The 25,180-nt window shown below is 39.3% G+C and carries 13 protein-coding genes; 7 read left to right on the top strand and 6 right to left on the bottom strand.

Annotated features, from left to right (window positions below; translation table 11 throughout):
* Window positions 1-277: 277 nt before the first annotated feature.
* Entirely contained in the window at window positions 278-820 is a 543-nt protein-coding gene (gene msrA, locus AC1RJ8_RS18380) for a peptide-methionine (S)-S-oxide reductase MsrA (RefSeq protein ID WP_492954767.1), read from the top strand.
* On the opposite strand, the gene AC1RJ8_RS18385 is transcribed toward msrA, so the two are convergent.
* Window positions 821-1,909: an acyl-CoA dehydrogenase family protein gene (locus AC1RJ8_RS18385; RefSeq protein WP_492954766.1), complete on the bottom strand. Its 1,089-nt coding sequence runs from the start codon at window positions 1,907-1,909 to the stop codon at window positions 821-823.
* A 19-nt stretch (window positions 1,910-1,928) separates the two neighbouring features.
* Window positions 1,929-2,561, bottom strand: a complete 633-nt coding sequence (pnuC, locus tag AC1RJ8_RS18390) for a nicotinamide riboside transporter PnuC (RefSeq protein ID WP_492954765.1) — start codon at window positions 2,559-2,561, stop codon at window positions 1,929-1,931.
* Window positions 2,562-3,014: 453 nt separating this feature from the next.
* Here pnuC and AC1RJ8_RS18395 point away from each other — a divergent pair, with 453 nt between their 5' ends.
* A complete protein-coding gene (locus tag AC1RJ8_RS18395; RefSeq protein WP_492954764.1) occupies window positions 3,015-4,877 on the top strand; it encodes a Xaa-Pro dipeptidyl-peptidase in 1,863 nt (620 codons plus the stop codon).
* A 173-nt stretch (window positions 4,878-5,050) separates the two neighbouring features.
* On the opposite strand, the gene AC1RJ8_RS18400 is transcribed toward AC1RJ8_RS18395, so the two are convergent.
* The 3 genes from AC1RJ8_RS18400 to AC1RJ8_RS18410 form a co-directional block, all read right to left on the bottom strand.
* Window positions 5,051-7,948, bottom strand: coding sequence for a DNA gyrase/topoisomerase IV subunit A (locus tag AC1RJ8_RS18400; protein ID WP_492954763.1), 2,898 nt, complete (start codon window positions 7,946-7,948; stop codon window positions 5,051-5,053).
* A gap of 1,016 nt (window positions 7,949-8,964) precedes the next feature.
* Window positions 8,965-10,650: a PNGase F N-terminal domain-containing protein gene (locus AC1RJ8_RS18405; protein WP_492954762.1), complete on the bottom strand. Its 1,686-nt coding sequence runs from the start codon at window positions 10,648-10,650 to the stop codon at window positions 8,965-8,967.
* A gap of 209 nt (window positions 10,651-10,859) precedes the next feature.
* Window positions 10,860-11,348 (bottom strand): cytidine deaminase, encoded by a 489-nt coding sequence (locus tag AC1RJ8_RS18410; RefSeq protein WP_492954761.1) that lies wholly within the window; start codon window positions 11,346-11,348, stop codon window positions 10,860-10,862.
* A 109-nt stretch (window positions 11,349-11,457) separates the two neighbouring features.
* Between AC1RJ8_RS18410 and AC1RJ8_RS18415 the strand changes: the two genes are divergently transcribed.
* From AC1RJ8_RS18415 to AC1RJ8_RS18425, 3 genes are read left to right on the top strand one after another with little or no spacing between them, the layout of a single operon-like run.
* Window positions 11,458-16,488, top strand: a complete 5,031-nt coding sequence (locus tag AC1RJ8_RS18415; RefSeq protein WP_492954760.1) for a translocation/assembly module TamB domain-containing protein — start codon at window positions 11,458-11,460, stop codon at window positions 16,486-16,488.
* On the top strand, window positions 16,472-18,787 hold the full coding sequence (tamL, locus tag AC1RJ8_RS18420) for a translocation and assembly module lipoprotein TamL (RefSeq protein WP_492954759.1): 2,316 nt from the start codon (window positions 16,472-16,474) through the stop codon (window positions 18,785-18,787). The genes AC1RJ8_RS18415 and tamL overlap by 17 nt, the downstream gene beginning before the upstream one ends.
* 7 nt (window positions 18,788-18,794) lie before the next feature.
* Entirely contained in the window at window positions 18,795-19,817 is a 1,023-nt protein-coding gene (locus AC1RJ8_RS18425) for a YihY/virulence factor BrkB family protein (protein WP_057932033.1), read from the top strand.
* Between the two features lie 338 nt (window positions 19,818-20,155).
* Here AC1RJ8_RS18425 and AC1RJ8_RS18430 read toward each other — a convergent pair whose 3' ends face one another.
* Complete coding sequence (locus tag AC1RJ8_RS18430) at window positions 20,156-22,027, bottom strand: DNA topoisomerase IV subunit B (RefSeq protein WP_492954758.1); 1,872 nt, start codon at window positions 22,025-22,027, stop codon at window positions 20,156-20,158.
* Between the two features lie 411 nt (window positions 22,028-22,438).
* Between AC1RJ8_RS18430 and AC1RJ8_RS18435 the strand changes: the two genes are divergently transcribed.
* Complete coding sequence (locus tag AC1RJ8_RS18435) at window positions 22,439-23,776, top strand: APC family permease (RefSeq protein ID WP_492954757.1); 1,338 nt, start codon at window positions 22,439-22,441, stop codon at window positions 23,774-23,776.
* A gap of 69 nt (window positions 23,777-23,845) precedes the next feature.
* On the top strand, window positions 23,846-25,180 hold the full coding sequence (locus AC1RJ8_RS18440; RefSeq protein WP_492954756.1) for an MFS transporter: 1,335 nt from the start codon (window positions 23,846-23,848) through the stop codon (window positions 25,178-25,180).

Here is a 25,180-nt window from a genome sequence, read left to right on the forward strand (position 1 = left end):
TTCATGCTATATAGTATACACTTTGTGCTATATCTATCAATCCCGTTTAATTAAGTTTAACCACAGGTGCATCCAGATAAACACGGATTTTTAGTTCTGTACAGATCCATTTTATGTATATCATCTTAAAGACATTAAAGTATTTACCCTAAATGCTGCCTAACTGCCCCTACTTAAAACTTATAGGAATAATCGGTAATTAACCAATCTTTAATATCAAAAAAATGTCTTTTTTTGATTGATTAAAAAATTGGAATAGATTTTATATAAGGAGGATATGCAAACAGCAACATTTGGCGGAGGCTGCTTTTGGTGCACCGAAGCCGTTTTTCAAACGTTAAATGGAGTAAGCCAGGTTACGTCAGGCTACATGGGGGGAGATTTAAAGCATCCTACCTATATGGAAATCTGTAATGGCGATACCGGACATGCAGAAGTAATTCGGATCTCATTCGATGAAAATGTTATTTCGTTCAACGAGCTTTTATTGGTGTTCTTTAAAACCCATAATCCAACAACTTTAAATAGACAGGGTAATGATGTTGGTACACAATACCGCTCGGTGGTTTTTTACGTAAATGAAGATCAGAAAAAGCAGACGGAGGAAATGATCGAAGATTTAACCCAACAACATATTTTCGACAAACCCATTGCAACAGAAGTTTCCCCTATAGCCGAATTTTATGAGGCTGAAGATTATCATCAAAACTATTTTAGCAACAACCAGGGAAAACCTTACTGTGCATTTGTGATACAACCCAAACTGAATAAGTTTGCTACTGAGTTTAAAAATAAAATTAAGCCAGCGCTTTTGGAATAATTAAATTTCGAAAGTAAGTAAAGCATGTTGGCTTGCCGTATGAATATCTCTCCAAACCCTATTTATTTCCGATTCTTTTTTTGCAGCCTCTAAACCACAGTATGGGAATAAAGTAGCTGCCGATTTCCAACAGGCATGGGCCAATTTACGACTGATTGAACTCACCTCCATTAAAATATCTTCAGCAATTTCTCCTTCACTCATTAACTGCCTCCAGGATTTATCAAACATATGGTAGAATTTTGTACGAAGGCCCAGTACTTCTTCTTTACAACGGTTAAGTTCGCTGTTAAAAAACAAAATCTGCGCCTCGCTATATCTCCCCAAACCCGAACGGGAGTAAAAAGATTGCGCTACCAGTTTAATAAAGTGATTGGTCATTCCTAAACTATTTACCGTTAACGTAGTTTCTGCGAGTTGTAAAAAGGGATAATCAAAGCCAGAATCTGCTACTTCGATATGCTGGTTAATTTTAAAGGTTCTATTTTCGTCAACGTTTAAATCGCAAACTTCAAAAGCATGACTGCCTGTTGCCATTAAACCAAAGTAAGACCAACCGGGTAAAATATTTACTTCCTCTTTCTTAAGGATGAATGATTTAATTTCAGGTTCTCCGTTTTCATCCAAAACATCATCGCCATTTTCGTTCTTAAGCGTACAGTTGGCTGTAAATATAGTAGCGTGTAATGCACCACTGGCATAACTCCATTTTCCATTGAGCAGATACCCCCTTTGCGTTTTAATGGCTACGCCACCAATAGCACCGCTCCCGGCAAAACAAACTTTACGATCGGCAAAAATCTCTGCAGCCAATTCTGGATTTAAAAACCCTGCAAACCACCCTGCACCAGCACAAAGTGTAATGGTCCAGCCTAAACTCCCATCGGCCTCTGCCAATTCTTCTTCCAATCTTAAAATTTCAGGAAGTTTTTTATTCGGTCCACCATAAATTTCGGGTACAAAAAGCTTAAACCAGTTTTCCTGATAGGCCAGTTCTAAAATTTCGGGATGAAGTTTACCCATTTCTTCAGAAAGCGCTGCATAAGCTTTTACTTTTTCCTGCCAGGTGATGCTTAATGTTTCTTGCATAATTATTTTTTTGCTTTGCCTAGGAAGGTAATTGAGCTAATTTGACGCGGCTTTTGTTAATGATTTTCTTCCAGTCTAAAAATCCAAATATGGCTACAGTGAACAAAAACGTAGTTAAACAGGCCATTAGTGGAAGCTTTTTATGAAATAGCAAAGGAATGGCCACAATATTAGAAATGTTCAAGAATATCCAGTTTTCTATTTTACGCTTGGCCAATAGCCACATACCTGCCCATGCAGTAGCAGAAACAAAGGCATCAAAAACAGGCACATCCGAATCGGTATAATGCCTCAATACAAGGTAAAGCACCCCGAAACCAATCACAGAAATTAAAATCGCAATGGTTAATTCTTTATTGCCCGACCATGAAACCTGGTTTTCTCCCTCCTGTTTTCTTTTCTTCCAGATTATCCATCCGTAAACGCTCATCACCAGATAATAAATATTTAAAAGCACCTCAGCATATAATTTAACGCCTAGCAATAAAAACATCCACAATAGAACAGAAATTATTCCTGTTGGATATAACCAAATGCTGTTCTTTTTTGCCAATAAAACTTCGGAGACCCCGAACCCCACAGCCAACCATTCGATTAATGAGGTGTGTAAAATCTGCTCCTGAAAAAGCTTAAACCAATCTTGAAAATTCATTTACAATAATTTGCCCTGCGGCCGGTAAAAATAATTAGATACCGTTTTCGGGGCGAAACAGTTTTGTAAATTTTAACCTCTTCCTACGGCGGCATTACCCGCATCAGGTTCATTTAAGGTTGAGGGCGGGAGGGCTTTAAGCTTGAGGGGAAACCCTCTGCCTTTTACCTTTCTACCTTTTGCCTTAAAATGGGTATAATCTCAGCAAATTGATGGCAACAGGCATTGCAACATCAAAAGCACCCCTTTGAGCAAAGCAAATATAAGAAATAATAATCAGTGGCCACCTATCTGTTCTGTTTCATCCAGATTATTAATATCACCACATGTATTTTAAAAATAGCATTATGTAACCATAATTAATTAATTTCGAAGCAGCAAATCTCAAAAAAAACTTGTTTTTTGTTTACAACACAAAGGAAACAACCATAAACTATTTTAAATCTAAAAACCATGATAAACCTTAATTTAAAAAAAGGTAAATTATTTAAACTTCCTTTTTTATTATTTTCAGTGGCTTTTTCTGCTTTTGCACAAGAAAAAACTGAAGCGGCTAAAACCCTTCCTATATTTAAAGATGGCGAGGCACAGATTGTAAATTTGTTTGACACTCCCGACAAGTGGATCCGCACCGATTTATGGGTAGAAACAACATTTGATACCGATGGCGATGGAAAGCCTGACCGTATGCATGTTGATGTTACAAGGCCTTACCAAACCGAAACCGAAGGATTAAAACTACCTGTTATTTATGAATCAAGTCCATATTACGCAGGAACAGCCGGAAATGATAAAGATGTATTTTGGGATGTAAAGCACGAAATTGGTGAAAAATCATCTATAGCCCGTGTACACCCTGAGGTAATACGTACCGGCAAAAGACCAATTATATCGAACTCTTTAATCAGAGAATGGGTTAAAAGGGGTTTTATTATCGTGCACTCTTCTTCACCCGGCACCGGACTTTCACAAGGATCTCCAACGGTGGGTGGAATAAATGAATCGCTGGCTCCAAAAGCAGTGATCGAATGGCTTGGAGGGAAAGATAATGGTTACACTAGCCCTGATGGAAATGAAAAAGTTAAAGCTTACTGGAGTACGGGAAATGTTGGAATGACAGGAACTTCTTATAATGGTACCATCCCGCTTGCAGCGGCCACTACCGGCGTTGAGGGACTAAAGGCCATCATACCTATCGCACCAAATACCTCTTACTATCATTATTATCGTTCAAATGGCTTAGTAAGAAGTCCTGGAGGTTATTTAGGAGAAGATGTTGATGTTTTATACGATTACATACACAGTGGCGCAGAAGATAAAAGAGCCTATGCGAATAAAACAATAAGAGATGAAGAAATGGCCCAGGGAATGGATCGTGTAACTGGTGATTACAATAAATTTTGGGCAGGTAGAGACTATTTAAATGCCATGAAACCGATGAAAGCGGCCTTACTAATGTCGCACGGCTTTAATGACTGGAATGTAATGCCCGAACATAGCTATCGAATTTATAAAGCGGCTGAAGCCAAAGGTTTACCCGTACAGATTTTTTATCATCAGCAAGGGCACGGTGGCCCACCTCCAATGAAAATGATGAACAGGTGGTTTACGCGTTTTTTGTTTGGAATTGAAAACGGTGTGGAAAAAGATCCCAAAGCCTGGATTGTGAGAGAAAATCAACCCAACTCGAACCCAACACCCTACGCCGATTACCCAAACCCAGATGCCAGTAATGTAAAACTTTACCTTGGAACTGGAGGAAAGAACCAAGGAAGCCTATATACCGCTAAACCACAGAAACAATCTGCAGAAACTTTAGTAGATGATGTTTCTTTTTCGGGCAGTGACCTGGCAAAAGCTGAAAATTCAGAACACCGCTTGCTTTATGTAAGTCCTACATTAAAAGAAGCAGTTCATTTATCGGGCCTAACACAATTTACAGTTAAGTTGGCAAGCAATAAACCAGCAGCCAATTTCTCTGTTTGGTTAGTTGCTTTACCCTGGACAGAGGGAAATGGCACAAAATTAATGGATAACGTAATTACACGCGGATGGGCCGATCCTCAAAACAATAAATCGTTAACTGAAAGTGCGCCTTTAATTCCTGGTAAATTTTACGAACTCAAATTTAATCTTCAGCCAGATGATCAAATTATACCTGCAGGTAAGAAAATTGCCCTGATGATTTTCTCGAGCGATAAAGAATTTACGCTTTGGCCAAAAGCCGGAACTCAGCTAACCATTGATTTAAATGCAACCACACTTACTTTACCTGTAGTAGGTGGGATTAGTGCATTTGAAAAAGCGATAAAATAGTACCGCTTCATTAAAATAAGTTTAGCCGATATAGCACCATCAATCACACGATTGCTGATGCTATATTGGCTTTTACTATCTCCTAACTGTTATTGAACTGCGTTCACTTAAGAGCGCACCTCCAAAGCAGTCCCTTCAGAACACTAAGGTCGGGATAACAATCTTAATAATATTTAAAAAAGCCCCAACTGCCCCTTATCGTCAATATCTATATCATCCGGATTGGTGATTTCGAAATCTATCTTTTTAACGGGTTTTTCTTCTACTTCGGGTTTATCTCCAGTTTTAACTTCTTCTTTTTTAACAGGTTCGGCTTCTGGCTTAGGTTTTTCTATCAATGGCTTTTCTACAGTAACAGGTTTTTCTTTTACCTCTGGTTTATCAGGCTTAACCACAGGAACTTCTGCACGCTCGAATTTTGGTTTTGGTTGCGCTACAACAGGTTCATCAGTTACTTTTGCTTCAGGCCCTTCAACATCGCTTACTGTTTCTTCATTGTTCACTTCTTCATCAGCCGTTAACTCCTTACCCTCAATTTCTTCGATGCTGATTTCCTCTGGTTCCTCAACGGCTACCTCAGGCTCTTCTAACACCACTTTCTGTACGTCATGCGGCGATAATCGATTGCCATTTGCCTTTAGTCCTTTAACATCAATCAGTTCTGCTAAGGTTAAATCCAATGTTTCCGGAATTTGGGTTTTACCCTTTAAAACATCAACAATAATTTTCGCTGCCGGATTTGAAGTAAGGAACAACAACCTCGATTTTTGCTCTTCACTAATAAAAATGGTTTTCCTGCCATTAGCTTGCAGTTCGAATGTAAAACGTTTAATAAAATAATTTTGTGCCTTACCTTCAAAATGGACTGCAGCAAAAATCTTCTCCGGATCAAACTTCTGGATCAAGATCAGGCCATCATCAAAATGGTTACTCAATTCGAAAGAACTTAACTCGTAAAAGCCATCTTTGTGTACCTGTAAAATGCGGTCGTCGCCATCAAATTCGCCCAGGTATTTTCCACGGCCATCAACATTTAAGCGTTTTAACAAATCATCATACCAAATTTTTAGTCCTGATAAGGTAGAAACGCCTTTGCTCTTCAAAATGATCTTTTTGACCGGATATTTCGAAATGATATTCCCCTGCGATCCACGCCCCTTAATGGCCACTTCTGCAAAATCCTGATCGAACTGAAGCTTGCGCAATTTAGAATGCGGTTTCAGCGCAACATTCACTACTTCAGCCTCACCATTCGGGTTCGCGGTAAAATATAAAACCTTTGAGCCTTTCGATCCCTTGGTTAAATCGTATTCCTTATCGCGTGTTACCCCAACTACGGCAAACCTTTTAATATATGAAGTACCACTTGCACCATCTTTATAAATCATGTTGTAAATGGTACGCTCGTCGTTTTTCTTAAATACCTGGGCGTGAATAATGCCTTTGCCTACAAAGGTTTTATCGGCCACCTTGGTAATGATGCATTTGCCATCTTCACGGAAAACAATTACTTCGTCTATATCCGAACAGTCTGCTACGAATTCATCTTTACGTAAACCCGATCCGATAAATCCATCCTCACGGTTCATATACAGTTTCACGTTCGCCAATGCTACTTTCGATGCTTCTACCCGATCGAACAAACGGATTTCGGTTTTACGTTCTCTTCCCTTTCCGTATTTATCCTTCAGTTTCTGGTACCAGGCAATAGCATAATCGGTAAGATGTTTTAAATGATTTTTAACCACCTTAATTTCATCTTCCAGATTTTTCATCTGTTCATCGGCCTTTTTCACATCAAAACGGGTGATGCTACTCATTGGCTTATCAATCAGCTTCTTAAAATCCTCAGGCAAAATTTCGCGGTAAAGCGACGGCTTAAACGGATCAAATAAAATGTGTAATACCTCAACTACGGTATCAAAATTGGTTGAGTTTTCATATTCAGGATTTTTATACATGCCCTCCTGAATAAATATTTTAAGTAAAGAACTAAAGAAAATCTTTTCCTGCAACTCGTGCAAGCGAATCTCCAGTTCTCTTTTTAGTAAATTTTTAGTGTGTTTTGTATTTTCAATCAGGATATCGTTTACACTCAAAAAGAGTGGCTTATCGCCTTGAATAATACAGGTATTTGGCGAAATCGATACCTCGCAGGCTGTAAAGGCATACAGTGCATCAATGGTTACATCAGGCGAAATACCCGGTGCCAGGTGCACTACAATTTCTACGCTGGCCGCCGTGTTATCCTCAATCTTTTTAATCTTGATTTTGCCTTTATCATTGGCCGATAAAATGCTATCGATAACAGAACCCGTTGTGGTGCTAAACGGCACTTCGGTAATCACCAAAGTCTTTTTATCCTTCTCGGTAATTTTCGCACGCACGCGGATTTTACCTCCACGCTGCCCTTCATTATAATTCGAGAAATCGGCCATACCGCCCGTAAAGAAATCGGGCAATATATTTGGGCGCACACCTTTCAGCGCTTCTATCGAGGCATCCAGCAATTCGATAAAATTGTGTGGCATTACTTTGGTCGCTAAGCCCACAGCAATACCTTCAGCCCCTTGCGCCAATAACAAAGGGAATTTAACCGGTAAAGTTATTGGCTCGTTATTACGCCCGTCATAACTTAACTGCCACTCGGTAGTATCAGGGTTAAACACCACATCGTTGGCAAATTTTGATAAACGTGCCTCGATATAACGTGGTGCCGCAGCACTATCGCCCGTAACCGGATCGCCCCAGTTACCCTGCATATCGATCAATAAATCTTTTTGACCGATCTGCACCATCGCATCGCCAATAGATGCATCACCATGCGGGTGATATTTCATGGTATTACCGATTACATTCGCCGCCTTATTAAAACGTCCATCATCCATCTCTTTAAGTGAGTGCATAATGCGCCGTTGAACAGGCTTTAGTCCATCGTTAATGTGCGGAACTGCCCTATCGAGAATTACATAAGACGCATAATCGAGAAACCAGTTTTCGTATAAACCGTTGATTGGGGTTATGGTATGTTTGTGCTCTTCGTTTACGTTTTGATCTAATTCTTCACTCATTTATTTACAAAAATTGGCAGCCGTAAATATAATAAAAATGATTTCATAGAATGAAGAGAGGTTATTCACATTTCGGAATGGGAAATTTGTTTTTAATGACCTGACGATTTATGTATTGGCCACTGAGGCACGGAAATCACGGAGTATATTTCGTCATCTCGGCCCTAGTGTTCCAATGGAACTCCTTTGGAGGAGAGATCTTTAATATTTAATTTAAATAATTTGATTCGAAGATCTCTCCTCGCCTCTATGGGCAGGCATTGGCGGCCTGTCGAAATCTAAATTTGTTTGTGTTGATTTGGAAAGCAGAGGCCGGTAGGGTTTGTTTAGTGTTTCTTCCGGCTTTCCGATACGATCTTTTTTGCTCCAAGCCCCGCCTAAGGCAGCAAAAAAGGATCTCCTCTTCAATCCGGTTTAGAAAAATAGTTTCGTGCTGCTATTGAGGGTTGCAGGGTGCATAGGGTCACCTCCAGCCCCTCCTTGAAAATAAGGAGAGGAGCTGGATTATGTGATAAGTTTAGTACACTCGTCATTCCCGCGCAGGCCTAACGTGTGGACACATCTTTATATCGTAGATTTTACAGGGCGTTATGCTAAGCTAACTTTAATAGCCCATAGGTTTTACCGAAGAACGCTGTCAATCCCAAGTGGCAGGAGAATCAAAAAAACAGGTGCACAATAATATATTTAGCACTACCAAACCTGAAACGCAGTGGTTTTGTGTTCAATAATCATGATTCCCAGCGTTTAAAGGGTATTGAACACAAAACGAAGTGCCGCTGTTTTTTTGATGAGCCTGAGGCAGTGAGAAGCCACCTTGCCGGATTGACGAAGCGCTTTGGCTACTTTGGCGCTCCAAAGTAGCATGCCCCTGCGGCATAGAGCAGAAAAAACTTTATATTATCTGTGTCAATGCGGTAGGAAGCCGAATCGGTAGGGTGATCTGCAAAATAAAAGCTCTAATCATAGATTTCTCCACTGCGGTCGAAATGACGATTGTAAAAAAAATATTATAACTATTCTACACCTAATAACACCCCCGAAACATTCCATGCGCTCGAACTCGAGCCCTCAGGTTTTCCCATCGGGATGGTTACTTTGATGGTATGTGCACCAGCTTTTAAATCGCCTAAACTGATCCATTCGGGATTGGTAACCGTGCCCGGGCACCAGTTAGAACGGCTTAAATCTGAGGAGGAAAGACCCGTTTCGAAATTTCCGGAGGCAGGATTCGATAACCGGTACGAACCACAATCCTGGCGCCATGGCGTAAAAGTGAATGTTTCTTTTTCATCCAGCCAGATGGTGTTTTTCCGGGGTACAAACTCATCGCCATTTCCCCAGCCACCATGGCCGGTTGTAATGTAGCGCAGTTTTGCATCTTTAAGGTCTTTTGCTAAGGCAAAGGAAACTTCCAATCCCTTATCGCTGCTAAACATGGTTGCATACTCCTGTCCAGCCATCTCCATCACATTTGTTGAATTAAACAAAGGCAAAATCACTTCTTTAGCTTCTTTCTCTCTTCCTCCATTATGCAGGGTTATATTTAAAGAAACTTTATGGCCACCTTTATCATAGTTGCCAATAAAAACGGCTACCCAAACTTCTTTTCCATTTACCAGCGGAAATAATTCAGAAACATCCTGTCTATAGTAAACTTTTTCAGCCCAATTCTTATCCTTCAATTTTAAATTATTGTATTTACCAACACCAAAAGGGGTAAAAAAGCGCATTAACTCTATAACGGGATTATAATTTGCTGTGGCCACAACCCCCTGGTATTTCTTTCCATTACCATTATCATAAACCGGTAGGTTTTTAACAGAATTTTTAAGTGCATCCATTAAACTGATCTGTTTATCGGTCGGGATGATAAATACCGATCCTGTTCGATCGTAGGCATCGCCGTTCGATTGCTCCGTTAAATCGACAAAAACATTGGGGCCGGACTGAAGTTCGGGGAATTTAACTTTCCTGGCAATCACCGTTCCTCCCGCAAAGCGGAATACAGAATCGTTTGATTGTGGTTTATCTATAAAATTAATTGTTTCGTTATTAAAAACCCCTAGCGTGGTAAACCTGCTTTTCCAAAGCAAATCTTTATATGTTAATCCATCGCTTAGCTTAGCACTTATTTTTTGCAGATCGATCGGTTTCGAATTTTTAACTTCCTCAATTTTTGTAGCCGTTACAAAGCTACTACCGTTACGCACCTGTTCTAAAACCAAACCAAGGTTCTGGCCCAAACTGGTGGGTGCAGCTTTAATACCAGCATCGCTTGTATACCATAAATCTATTCTATTGGAATTGACAACCGTGGTGGCCTTTTTGCAGGTATAACCCAAAATCACTTTGGTTTCGTTGCTCAACTCAAAGGTTTGCTTACCAATTGCAAGGCTATCGGCCGTTGCAATCTGCTTATCTGTGCCTAAATCAGCAACCTGAAATAAAATCTGCGCTGGCTTAGCAACAATGCTCTGTTCGTAAGGATACTTTGCTTTATGATCGAGAACAGCCACATTGCTGATTAAATTCTGATTTGCTGAAGCGATTACCACAGTGGCATTACGGTCTTCTTTCGGCTTCCCATCAGCAGAACGGAAGTAAACTATTTTATAAACTACATTACTTTTAAGAACGGTTTGGGCATTTGCGCCAGAAGAAATAAAAAGCGATAAAATTAGGATGTAGAGGTGTTTCATTGTGGTTTAAAAAAACCAAATATAGGGAATAAGACAAGAATATTATTTTAGCCCCATTTAAAGATAAAAGTCGTCATTTCGACTGAAGCATAGTCCCAAACCTTCGGGAGAGAGATCTACCTCGATAGATTTAGCTTCGCTGAGCCTTCGGGTTCTCGACTACGTTGCACCCGATAGCTATCGGGGTCCGCTCGAAATGACGGCCGGCCCTATCGCTCCAACCGATCCTCTACAAAAGCAAAAGGCAGTAAACTCTTTACACTGGGTACTTTTAAAACCTCACCGTTTAAGCAATAAAAAATCACCTCAATCGGCGTATTTTGCTTGCGTTCAAACTCTGCCATCACCTGCAAACAGCCTCCGCAAGAAGTAACGGGCTTTAAAATCTCAAAATTATCAGTTTGGGCAGTAATAGCCATACTTTCAATAACTGCATTTGGATAGGTAGCGCCAATAGTAAAAAGGGCAACGCGCTCTGCACAAAGTCCAGATGGGTAGGCTAAATTTTCTTGATTGCTACCCAATACCGTTTCGCCAGAAGCCAAACGGATGGCCGTTCCAACCCTAAATTTAGAATAAGGAGAATATGAAGTATTTAAAGCCTTCTCGGCAAGCTCGCAAAGCGTTCTATCTGCCAATGTTAATTCTGTAATACTTTCGTATTGTTCAAAAGATATATTTAGATTTATTGAATTCATTTGTAACTAATTAGGAAACCGCCAATGTTAAATTTTTATAGCGGGCGAACAATTTAAGTTATTTTTTGTATTATTTAATAAAAACTGCCTTAAAATTAATTTTAATGGCATGCTTTTGGCATTTATCAAACACCAAACACGCTTAGCTTTGAATAAATACGTACGTAAAAGTCTAAAAATTTTATTGTGGGTAATTGCTTCCATCATCATCCTGGTTGTTGGTTTAGCCTTGTCTTTAAATATTCCGGCAGTTCAGAATTTTGTTAAAGACAAAGCCATAAATTACCTTAAAAACAAAACCAAAACTGAGGTAAGGTTAGAAAGCATTAAAATTGCATTGCCAAAAGACGTGGTTTTAAATAAATTCTATATCGAAGATCGCAAAGGCGATACCTTATTATATGCCGAAAAACTGGCGGTTGATATTAGCTTATTTAAACTCTTAAAAAATACCATTGAGGTTAACAATATTGAGCTGAAAAACATACGCGCAAATGTTAAGCGTATTAGTCCCGATACAACATTCAACTTTTCGTTCCTGGTTGATGCTTTTATGAGCGATCAGAAAAAGCCTGAAGAAAAAGTAGATAAAGACACCACCTCTACTCTTAAATTCTCTGTCGATAAAGTTTCATTTGAAGATATAGGCATTAACTATCGTGATGATGTGGCAGGTAATGACGTGAAATTATATCTCGGTGCCTTTAAAACTAAAATCAAAGATTTCGATTTAGCCAACCAGCATTATGTAATTAAAGAATTAAGTTTAGTAAACACTTCTTTACGTTACCTGCAACAAAAACCACTAGTTCACCTGGTGCAGCACATTACAAACAGTGTTGATAGCACCGAGAAAGAACAGGGCAAACTGCCATTAATAGAAGTGCAGAACCTCATTTTCAGTAAGGTAAAGGTAAATTACGACGATCAGTTATCCACTACAAAAGCCGTTGCCGATGTAAACGACCTGGGTTTGGTAAACCTTAAAGTAGATTTAACCATTAGTAAATATTCGGTTGATGATGCCCATTTAAATAAATCAAATATTCTTTTTGCTTTTAAACCAGCGCCAAGTAACGATTTAAAAAAAGTTAAAGATACCGTAGTACCTGAGAAATCTAATTTAGGCCTGATCATCAAAAACATCAGTTTAGCCGATAACAATGTACAGTTCGATAATGTTGGGGCAAAACCTGCTGCCAAGGGCATGGACTTTAATCACCTAAAAATTAACCAGCTCAATTTAGGCGCAAGTGATGTGTCTTATAGCGCTGCAGGTATAAAGGCCAATGTTAAAAATGGATCATTAAAGGAAAAAAGTGGCTTTGTACTGGATCAGCTGAGGGGCGATGCGGTGTATAACGACAAACAGATCAAACTGAGCAATTTCATTTTAAAAACACCTAATACTTCAATCGAAAATGCGACTGAATTAAATTTTACCTCGATGGAGGATTTAACCAAACATCCTGAACGCGTAAAATTGAATTTGGCCTTTAAGAACACCACCATCGGCTTAAAAGATGCTGGCTTTTTCAGCGATGCCATACCAGCCAATTACCGCAACGAAAAAATAAAACTGACTGCTGATGTTAATGGCTATCTGAATAACCTGAATATCCCAAAACTGCAGATCAGTGGGCTAAAAAATACGCAGATAGATATCAGTGGAAAAGCGAAAGGTCTACCTGACATCAAAAAAACTTATCTCGATTTAAATATTAAAAAGTTACATCTAACCAAAGGAGATATTTTGGTGGTTGTACCCAAAAAATCGCTGCCGCCTACGATCGAATTGCCTAATGTAATTGATGCGAAAGGCACATTTAAGGGTTCAATGACCGATTTTAACACTAACCTGAACATTAACACCGATATGGGTGGAGCAATTTTGGTAGCAGGTATGAAAGGACCAAAAGGTAAGGAAAGTTATAAGGCCAATATTAACTTAAACAACTTTAACGTTGGCAGGCTTTTAAAAATGCAACCGAAACTCGGTCGGATTTCGGTTAAGGCAAATGTGGCCGGCACAGGCCTCGATCCTAAAAAGATTAACGCCAAGTTTAACGCTAAAGTGATTAGTGCTTATTATAACAAATATACCTACCGTAATTTAAGCCTTGCCGGCAATTACAGCAACCAAAACATCAGCATTAAAAGTAGCATGCCCGATAGCAATGCGAACTTTAATTTAGATGCCAAAGTGAATCTGGCAGGAAAATATCCTGCGGTGAAAGCTGACTTAAACTTAAAGCAGGTAAACTTACAGGCATTAAACTTTAGTCCAACGGTATTAAGTGCGGCAGGTATAGTTAAAGTAAACCTCACTACCGCCGATGCTGATTATTTAAATGGATCGGTTGACGTTACAGGCTTACAATTGGTAAAGGATAAACAAAGAATTAATGTTGATACGATTTCCATCCGTGCAAAATCGACCGCTACCGAAAATGAACTGACCTTAAAATCTGAAATACTATCAGCAAAAATTGATGGCAAATACCAGCTTACCAAGGTTGGCGATGCCATTATCAACGAAATTAATAAATACTATGCCTTTGGTACCGTTGCTAAAGTTCCCGACCAAAGGCTAAGGTTCTTCGTTCAGGTTTACGATTCTAAATTATTGAAGGAGTTTGTACCAGAGTTAACGGTATTTAAACAATCGCAGTTTTATGGATTGATCGATACACAAAAAGACAGCTTACAGATTAAAGGGAATTTCCCACAGGTGGTTTATGGCGATTTTAAGGTAGATACTACGGTTTTAAACATCAATAACGATAACAATAAACTGGCTTATAGTTTAACCGTTAAAAGTCTCCAAAGCCCGGCCATTGCACTCTTTAATACAGAAGTAAGTGGCGATGCTTCGAATAATAATTTAGGCGTTAACATCTTCCTTCGCGATAGGCAGCTTAAAAACAAATACGTTATTGGTGGTACTTTCCAATCGATTAATAAGGATTTCAAATTCACTTTAGATCCGCAAAAACTATTGCTCGATTATCAAAAATGGGTGGTTTCGCAAGATAACTATATTCAATTTGGCGCATCAGGCATATTGGTTAACCAGTTCCAGATTAGTAACAGCGGTCAATCGCTTTCCATCAATAGTAATCCCACCGAACCAAATGCCCCCCTGGCTGTAGAATTTAAAGATTTCCAGCTAGAAACTTTAACCAAATTTGCAGAAACCGATACTACTTTGGTTGGTGGCCGTTTAAATGGAACCGCAACCGTTAAAGATTTGGCCGGCACGCCAAAATTTGAAGCAAATTTAACCGTCGATCAGCTGCGTTATCAAAAAGATCAACTGGGCACTTTACGTCTGGCCGTAAACAACAATACCGAAAATGCTTTCGAGGTAAATGTTGCTTTAACAGGCGTGCACGAGTTAAGGGTTAACGGCTTCTATTATACTGCACCAGAAAGCGCTTTAGATCTTAAGGTAAACATCGATAAGATTGAAATGAAAAATATAGAAAGTTTATCTGCTGGTCAGCTTAAACGTGGTACCGGAACCTTAACGGGCGCATTAACGGTTAAAGGCGCGCTAACAGCTCCGAAAATACTGGGCGATTTAACTTTCAATAATGCAGGATTTAATGTGGCTTATGTAAATTCATATTTCCGCATGCCTAACGAAAAGATTTCATTCACAAACGAAGGCATCAGTTTTAACAATTTTACACTCCTTGATTCCTTAAATCAGAAGGCAACCGTAAACGGAAAAATTTATACCACCGATTTTAAAAATTACCGTTTCGGTTTAGACATCCGAACAAACAATTTCAGGGCAATTAATTCGACCGCAGTTGATAATGATATGATTTACGGAACGGTATTCTTAACAAGCAATATTAAAGTACGCGGAGATTTAAACCAACCTGATGTGAACATGAACGTTAATGTGAATAAGGGTACAAAATTTTTCTTCGCTTTGCCTTCAAGTGACCCTGCGATTATTGACCAGGAAGGTATAGTACAGTTTATTGATGCCGATGCACCACCTTTTAACGGACAAAAAGCACTTAAAGTTGATAGCATCAGTAAATCTCCGATTAAGGGATTAAACCTGGTGGCAACAGTTAAAGTAGATCCGGAAGCGGAACTGAATGTTGTTGTAGATCCATCTACTGGCGATAATTTAAAAGTTAGAGGTGATGCAGACTTAAATGTAACGATGGACCCAAGCGGTAAAATCAGCATGACAGGTCGCTATGAAATAGTTGATGGTTCATACAATTTAACGCTGGCTGTTGTAAAAAAAGAATTTAAACTGGTTAAAGGCAGTACCATTGTGTGGACAGGTGAGCCTACTTCTGCTACGGCCAATATTACGGCTTTATACGAAGTTAACGCTGCTCCCATCGATCTGTTAAACCAGCCGGATCTCTACGAGGCGAGAACAAAATTGCCTTTCCAGGTTTATCTGATGATAAAAGGCGAATTGTTAAAGCCAACCATTTCATTTAAGCTCGATCTGCCAGAAAATGAGCGTGGCGCTTTAAATGGCCAGGTTTATACCAAATTAATTAATGTAAACCGCGATGAAAGTGAGTTGAACAAACAGGTGCTTTCTTTACTTGCCCTAAACCGGTTTATTGCCAATAATCCTTTCCAAAGTCTGGCCGGCGGTGGTGGCGGTGTTTCTACCCTTGCCCGTTCGAGTGTAAGCAAACTGTTAACCGAACAATTGAATAATTTAACCTCCGATTTAATTCAGGGTGTTGATCTTAACTTCGGTGTAAATTCATCTGAAGATTATTCAACAGGTTCGATGCAGCAAAAAACAGATCTGGAGGTTGGCTTATCTAAAAAACTACTAAACGATAGGTTAACCGTTAGCGTAGGAAGCTCTTTTGCTTTAGAAGGGCCACAGGCACCAGGAGAAAAATCGACCAATATTGCCGGAAACGTAAACGTAGAATATGCACTTTCTGCCGATGGGCGGTACCGTTTAAGGGCTTACCGCAGAAACCAGAACGATATGATTATACAGGGACAGATTGTTGAAACAGGCTTAGGCTTTACCCTGGTAGTAGATTACAATAAGTTTAGAGAGATTTTTCAAAAGAAAAGAATCAGAAGAATAAGAAACATTGAACAGAAAGCACAAGATGAGAAAACTAACTAGACCGCTTTTATTTTTATTGGCCTGTTTAGTTTGGGCGGCCTGCAGCAGTACCAAATCGTTAAAACCAGGACAGATTTTGTATACCGGTGCTGAAGTAAAAATCAATCCAGACTCATCAGGGAAAATTGACAATGAAAAACAGGTTAAAACCGATCTGGAAGCTAAAACAAGACCACGCCCCAATAAGTCTATACTTGGCATTAAATATAAACTGGGCATTTACAATCTTGCTGGCCAACCAAAAAAACCAAAAGGTTTTAGAAACTGGTTACGCAGACAAGGAGAACCACCCGTGTTATTGAACGATGTAAAGCTGAAATACAACAATGATGTATTATCCAGTTACCTCATTAGTGAAGGCTATTTACAGGCAACTGTTACCGGCGATACCGTTATCAAGGAAAAAAAGGGTAAGGCCATCTATACTGCAGTTACCGGACAACGCTATAAAATCAACAAGATTAATTTCCCTCCGGATACCGGGGTACTGACCAAGATCATCAATGCCAACAAAGACAAAACCTTGCTAAAAGTTGGCGATTATTATGACATCGATACCTACAAAAATGAACGGATCAGGATCGATAACGACTTAAAGGAAAGTGGCTATTTCTATTTCAGTCCTGATTATTTAATTATGCAGGTAGATAGTACTATAGGTAAAAACCTGGTTAATGTTTCGGTTAAGGTAAAAGATATTGCGCCCGATGCGGCATTAAAACCCTATACCATTAAAAACATCAATATATACCCTAATTATTCGTTAAGGCGAGATAGCACACTGAGAAAACTGAAACCGTTGCAGTATAACGATTTCAATATATACGATGACCGAAATACCTTTAAACCAAGGCTTTTCGATCGTTTAGTGTTTTTTCAAAAAGGCGAGCCCTATAACCGTAAAGATCATAACCAATCGTTAAACCGAATGGTAAATGTAGGTGCTTTTCAGGATGTAAGGGCCGAATTTTTACCCGTTGATAGTTTCAAAAACAATCAGCTCGATTTAAATATCTATTTAACGCCTTTAAAGAAAAACTCACTTACCTTTTCGGTTGTAGGAACGAGTAAATCGAACAATTTCGTTGGCTCAGAGGTAAAAGTAACGCAAACCACCAGAAACCTGTTTAGAAATGCAGAACAATTAGATTTGAGTGTTAGTGGTGGTTTTGAAACGCAAACCAAGGGAACTTCGCTAGGCAAAAACTCTTTATCGTTAACTGCCGAAGGAAAACTGACCTTCCCGAGGTTTATTGTTCCCTTTTACAAGCCGAATAGTACCAATGCTTTCATCCCGAAAACCATTGCCTCGCTTTCTTACCAGATGCTTAACCGTGGTTCTGAATATACATTACATGCTTTTAAAGGGCAATATGGGTACAACTTTAAAGAGAATTTATACAAAGAGCATAATTTCAACCCCATATCGATTAGTTATGTTTCAACAAGTTTTCCTGATTCACTCACAGAAAAAAACATATACGAACAGAATCCATTATTAAGAACCACTTTAGAAAGCCAGTTTATTATTGGCAGTAACTATAACTTCACCTATACCAACCAGATGGAGGATAGCCGCAGAAATAATACCTATTTCTTTGGCGGGTTAGAAACGGGTGGTAATGTTTGGGGGCTGTTTACCCCAAAAGATGAAAATGGCCAACGATCTATTTTTAACAGACCATTAACGCAGTTTATCAGGGCAGAAGCCGATTTAAGGGATTATTATAAAATCACCAGAAACTTAATCTGGGCAAACAGGTTAAACCTGGGTTATGGTTATGCTTACGGTAACTCTACCTCACTCCCATTTGTTAAGCAATTTTTTGCTGGTGGCAGTAACGACATCAGGGCTTTTCCGGCCAGAACTTTAGGCCCTGGGACTTATAAAGTTCCAGATGATGCCATTTTTGCCGATCAGGGTGGTGATATTAAGTTAATGCTTAACTCAGAGCTGCGTTTTAAAATAGTGAGCGTACTTTACGGTGCATTATTTGTAGATGCCGGAAATATCTGGCTAAGAAAAGAAGATCTTGGAGAACCCGGCAAACCTGAGACGGCAAGACTTGGATCTGGTTTTAAGCTAAAAAATGCCTTTAGCGAGCTGGCCGTGGGTACTGGTGCAGGCTTACGGGTAGATGTAAGCATCTTCGTAGTCCGCTTAGATGTGGCCTTCCCCGTACGTAAACCTTACCTGCCGGAAGGACAGAGATGGGTATTCGATGATATCGCCTTCGGCAATAAAGACTGGCGTAAACAGAACTTAATTTTTAACATTGGGATAGGATATCCGTTTTAATTTTTCTATGAGAGTTATCCATAAGATCAAACATTTCTTCATTGCGCTATATCATCTTTTCGTTGCTGCCGGGAAAGGTTTTATGGAAGATAGGGTAACTAAATTAAGTGCTTCGCTTGCTTACTACACCATTTTTTCACTTACTCCACTCATCATTATCATGCTATCTGCCGCTACCCTATTTTTTGGCGACAAAAGAAATGAGGAAACAAGAGGTCAGTTTTATGGGCAGGTTACCAAAATGGTTGGCAAAGAGGCAGCTACACAAATCCAAGGTTTTGTAGAGCATGCAAACAAATCCGGGCAATCTACCATTGGTTTAATTATTGGGATTTGTACACTGATTATTGGTTCAACTGCTATTTTTATTGAGATACAAGATAGTATCAACATGATCTGGAAAGTAAAGGCTGTGCCCAAAAAAGGCTGGATAAAAATGCTTTCTAACAGGTTATTGTCTTTCTCTTTAATTGTTTCGATGGGCTTTCTGTTGCTTGTTTCACTAGTAGTTAACACTGTAGTAGTTGGTTTGGGTTCTAAATTGGCCAACCTGCTTTCGCAAAGTAAGATAGATGAAGTAATCCCCGTTGCAAACGATACAATGGCTATTCTAATTTACATTTTAAACAATGTAATAACCCTTGCTGCCGTTACAGCTGTATTTGCTGTTATATTTAAGGTATTACCCGATGTGATCATCCGATGGAAATCGGCCATAATCGGTGCTTTATTTACTGCTGTTCTCTTTAGTTTAGGTAAATACCTGATCGGGATTTATATCGAAAAAGGTAATCCGGGATCGGCCTTTGGCGCAGCCAGTTCCATCATTGTGATTTTATTATGGATTTATTATACCTCGATAATACTCTACTTCGGTGCCGAGTTTACACAGGCCTATGCAGAAAAGTACGATAATGGAATCTCACCTAGTAAATATGCCGTATTTACAAAAATTACCATCGTAGAGAAAAAGGTAGATGTATTGCCGCCACAACACCCGGAAGATACGGTGAATGTACCTAAAGAATAAGACGGTCGTCATCCTGAACTTGTTTCAGGATCTTTCCAACACGCGGTCGTCATGCTGTCCCGAAGCTTTGGGATCAGCATCTTTCCAGTAAAATAGATACTGAAATGAATTCCACCGCCTCGGTTCGTGTCTTCAAGAAACGATGATTGAAAGCTGGTTCGTGAAGCCACGAACCACGGCATAACAAGATAGATGCTGAAACGAGTTCAGCAGGACGCCACGATTGATTTAACCGCAAGCATTCAAACGCGATTGTCATCCTGAGCGGAGTCGAAGGATCTTTTCAACGCAACGCATTAAACAAAAAGTCAAGTTCTTTTCAAACTTGACTTTCTCTTTTATGCTACTTCTTCAGTAATTACTTTAGGTTCTTCAGTTACCTCATCCTTTTCTATCCGTAGGTTACGGATAATGTGCTGCTGCCTATCAGGCGTATTTTTACCCATGTAATATTCCAGCAAACTTTTAATCGTCTGATCTTTCAAAATAACCGGATCTAACCTGATATCCTTTCCAATAAACAAACCAAATTCATCAGGAGAAATTTCTCCTAAACCTTTAAATCGGGTAATTTCTGGTTTATTGCCCAGTTTTTCGATGGCGTTTTTACGTTCTTCATCACTATAGCAATAAATCGTTTCTTTTTTGTTCCGAACCCTGAAAAGCGGCGTTTGTAGAATATACACATGCCCTGCTTTTACCAGATCGGGAAAAAACTGAAGAAAGAAGGTCATCATCAACAAACGGATGTGCATCCCATCCACATCGGCATCAGTTGCAATTACAATATTGTTATAATGTAATCCTTCCAAACCATCTTCAATATTTAAAGCATGCTGTAGCAGATTAAATTCTTCATTTTCGTAAACTACCTTTTTGGTTAGTTCGTAACAGTTTAGTGGTTTACCCTTTAAACTAAACACCGCCTGACAATCCACATCGCGCGATTTTGTGATCGAACCCGATGCTGAATCTCCCTCGGTAATAAACAAAGTAGTTTCGTAACGTTTCTCGTGCGTAGTATTAAAATGCACCTTACAATCGCGCAGTTTTTTATTGTGTAACGATGCCTTTTTCGCTCTATCGTTTGCCAGCTTCTTAATGCCTGCAATATCTTTACGCTCGCGCTCCGATTGCATAATTCTTTTTAACAAGGCATCAGCAACATCTGGATTTTTATGCAGATAATCATCCAATTCTTTTTTAACAAAATCGTTGATAAAAGTGGCTACCGATGGGCCTTCTGGTCCCATATTCTGCGAACCCAGTTTTGTTTTGGTCTGCGATTCGAACACGGGCTCCTGTACACGCACAGAAATAGCTGCAATAATGGATGAACGAACATCGGCTGCATCAAACTCTTTTTTGAAAAACTCTCTAACGGTTTTCACCACCGCTGCCCTGAAAGCCGCTTGGTGCGTTCCGCCTTGTGTGGTGTGCTGTCCGTTTACAAACGAATGGTAATCTTCGCCATATTGTTGGCCGTGGGTCATCGCTATTTCAATATCCGGCCCAATCATATGGATAATTGGATAACGGATTTCTTCTGGCTTATTAAATTTAGAAAGCAGATCGTAAAGACCTCTTTCTGAAAAATATTTCTGGTTATTAAAATTTACGGTTAAACCTGTATTTAAGAACACATAGTTCCACACCATACTCTCTACAAAATCAGGGATGTAATGGTAGTTTCTGAAAATGGTTTCATCTGGGTAAAAAGTAATCGCCGTACCATTACGCTGAGTAGTATCAATAATTGGCTGCTCATTTACAATTTCTCCTTTAGAAAATTCTACTTTTTTTGTTTTTCCATCACGGTACGATTGCACCGTAAAACTAGTAGAAAGTGCATTTACAGCCTTAGTACCTACCCCATTTAAACCAACAGATTTCTGGAAAGCATTGCTATCGTATTTACCACCGGTATTAATCTTGCTTACACAATCGATTACCTTGCCCAGTGGAATGCCACGACCGTAATCACGTATATTTACCTTTTGCTCAGAAACAGTAATTTCGATGGTTTTTCCGGTACCCATTACAAACTCATCGATAGAGTTATCTACAATTTCTTTTAACAAAACGTAAATACCGTCGTCCTGCGCAGAACCATCGCCAAGTTTACCAATGTACATCCCCGGACGAAGCCTGATGTGCTCTTTCCAATCTAATGAACGGATACTATCGTCGTTATAAATTACTTCTGCCATACTGTTTTTATCTGTTCTTCAATGAAAAACCCTGCATTTTTTGGTTTGCAAAGCGATGAAGAATTTGTAGAAATAACCCTGATGATTGAAATAAAAATAATTTCAAATACGTTCTTCAGAATTATTATACAATAATAGATTTATTCTGTGAGGCTCGCAAAAGAAAATTTCCACATGTGAACAGTGAGTTGTATAGGGTGATGGTTCATAGTCTTTTTGTCAATAGCCTGATAATCGATGGCTCATGGTCAATAGGCTTATGGGCCCATCAACCATGAGCGATCAAACTATGAACCATTTTTCCACATCCTGAGAAACCAATTACACCTAATTCAATAGCCCTCTTCAATCATTCCTCACTCAATCATTCAAATTTGCCTATCTTCAACCCAATATTCATAATTCTATTTAATGCAACAAAAGAAGCAACTTTCGCTATTCGATTTATCCATGATTGTGGTGAGTTTGGTTATTGGCATGGGCGTTTTCCGTACGCCTGTAAACGTAGCAGCTAAGGCACAAATTCCCGAACTGTTTTATTTGGCCTGGTTTATCGGTGGTTTTGTAGCCTTTTGTGGTGCATTAACTTATGCCGAAATTGGTTCCCGCTTTCCGGTAACAGGAGGGTACTATAAAATATTTTCAGCCGCTTATCACCCATCCATTGCCTTTGCCATTAATTGTATTGTAATCATTTCGAGTGCAGCATCTGTAGCGGCCATTTCGATTATTGGGGCAGAATACCTGAGTAAAATTATTTTACCTATCGATAAGCAGAATGAAACCTACCGCGTTGCTATTGCCATTACCACCATTTTGGTGTTTTATTTCATTAACCTGTTAGGCTTAAAAGCGAGTTCTAAAACACAGAATGTGTTAACGGTAATTAAAATTGGGATGATTTTAACGCTCATCTGCGCTGTATTTTTCGGCGGACAAACACAAACCGTTACCCCAATCTTTAAAACAGCAACCGGTGCCTTACCAACCTGGCCTGATTACGGGAAAGCCTTGGGCCTGTGTTTAATTGCGGTTTCTTTTTCTTACGCAGGTTATGCGCAAACCATCAACTTTGGTGGGGAAGTTAAAGAAGCCAAAAAAGTAATTCCACGTTCAATTATTATCGGCTTAACCATTATTGTAATCCTTTATCTGGCCATCAACTATGTGTATGTAAAGGTCATCGGTTTTGAAGAATTAAAATCAGCGGAAAGCATAGCCGCGATATTGGCTTCGAAGATATTTGGTCCTGCCGGATTTAACGCACTTTCCATAATTATCTTTTTTTCGGTAATGGGTTATGTAAACGTAAATCTATTGAGTAACCCAAGAGCCATGTTTGCCATGGGCGAAGAAGGCGCTCTGCCAAAAATATTCAGCAGGATGAACAATAAAACAGAGGTAATTACCACTAGTTTAACGGTTTTTACGTTAATTGCCGTGGTAATTATTTTCTATGCCAAAACCTTCGACAAAATTTTAAACTATACTATCTTTTTAGAAAGTATTAGCATGGCCAGTTCGGCAGCAACGATTTTCATTCTTAGAAAAAGAACGGCAGATCTTGATAAAAAAACCATCTATACTGTTCCTTTATATCCTATATTGCCTATCATATTTATTGCCGCTTATACTTTCGTGGCCTTTAGCATTTATGCTGATGACCCGAACGCGGCATTGAACGGATTATATATTTTTGTAGGCTTTCTGGTCATCTATTTTGTGAGCAGGTGGTTTAAGAAAAAATAGCAAACTGGGTATTCAAACCTCACAGGTTTTTGAAACCTGTGAGGTTTAGAAACAACTTTAAAATAATTAATGAACAAAACACTCTCCTTAAAACAAGAAATTGCTTACGCTGCTGGTATGATTGGATGGAGCACGATGACAAACATTATCATCGTAATGCTTCCCTATTTCTATCTTCCTCCAAGCAACGCTGGCCTGCCGCCTTTGGTACCACAGCTCGTTTTATTGGGTGCATTTAATATCCTTTCAATTATTGCTGCTTCAGGACGGTTGGTGGATGCCATTTACGATCCGTTTATTGCCGCTAAAAGTGATGCATGCACCAATAAAAATGGTCGAAGGATGCCTTTTATGAAATGGGCAATTGTTCCTGCTATGCTTTTTTGCGGACTGGTTTTCTACCCGATCCAAAAAATGGAGAGCCTGCATAATGCCTGGTGGTTAACCATCACACTTTGTTTGTTTTTTGTATCAGTTACCACTTATATTATTCCTTACAACGCGCTGCTGGCCGAAGTAACCAATACACCAAGGCAAAAAGTTAAGTTATCCAGTTATCAACAGGTTGGTTTTGTAATCGGAATCATTCTATCGGCCTGTACCAACAACTTTGCCGATCTGGTTGAGGCTCATTTTCATGTAGCCAACCGCAGCGAAGCCATCCAGATTGCAATATGGGGTTTGTGTATCTTATCCGGACTGGTAATGTTATTGCCAATTTCTTTCATCAACGAAAAGGAATTTTCGGTTGCAAAGCCTACTCATATCCCTTTATGGCCAGCAATTAAGAGTACCTTTAAAAACAGCAATTTTAAATATTACCTGATATCTGATTTTGCTTTTTATACGGCCCTGAGTATTATTTCAAGCGGTTTATTGTTTTTTTGTACGGTTTTGTTGGGCTTACCAGAATCAGAAGGCGGAAAATTTATGGGTGCAATGGTTTTTGCTTCCTTGCTATTTTACCCGCTGGTTAATTTTGGTTCAGCTAAAATCGGCAAAAAACCTTTTGTATTACTTGCCTTTGGCGTGTTGTGCTTAATTTTCGTTACCATTTTCTTTTTAGGCAAATTACCATTTGGCCCACACACACAGATTTACATCCTGGTACTATCCGCTTCGTTTCCATTAGCGGCACTTGGCATTTTACCTACAGCGATTTTAGCTGATATTGCGCAAAGAGATACTTTAGAAACCGGAGAAAACCACGAAGGTATGTTCTTCGCCGTCAAATATCTTTTTGTAAAACTCGGACAAACCTTAGGCATCGCCATTTTCGCCATGCTTACCATTTACGGCAAGGATCCTGGCAACGATTTCGGACTACGCCTAAATGGAATTGTAGGTTTCGGGCTCTGTTTAATTGCCCTATTATTTTTTAGCAGGTTTAAGGAGGAGAAATAA

The sequence above is a fragment of the Pedobacter sp. GW822-FHT03F06 genome, assembly GCF_058801365.1.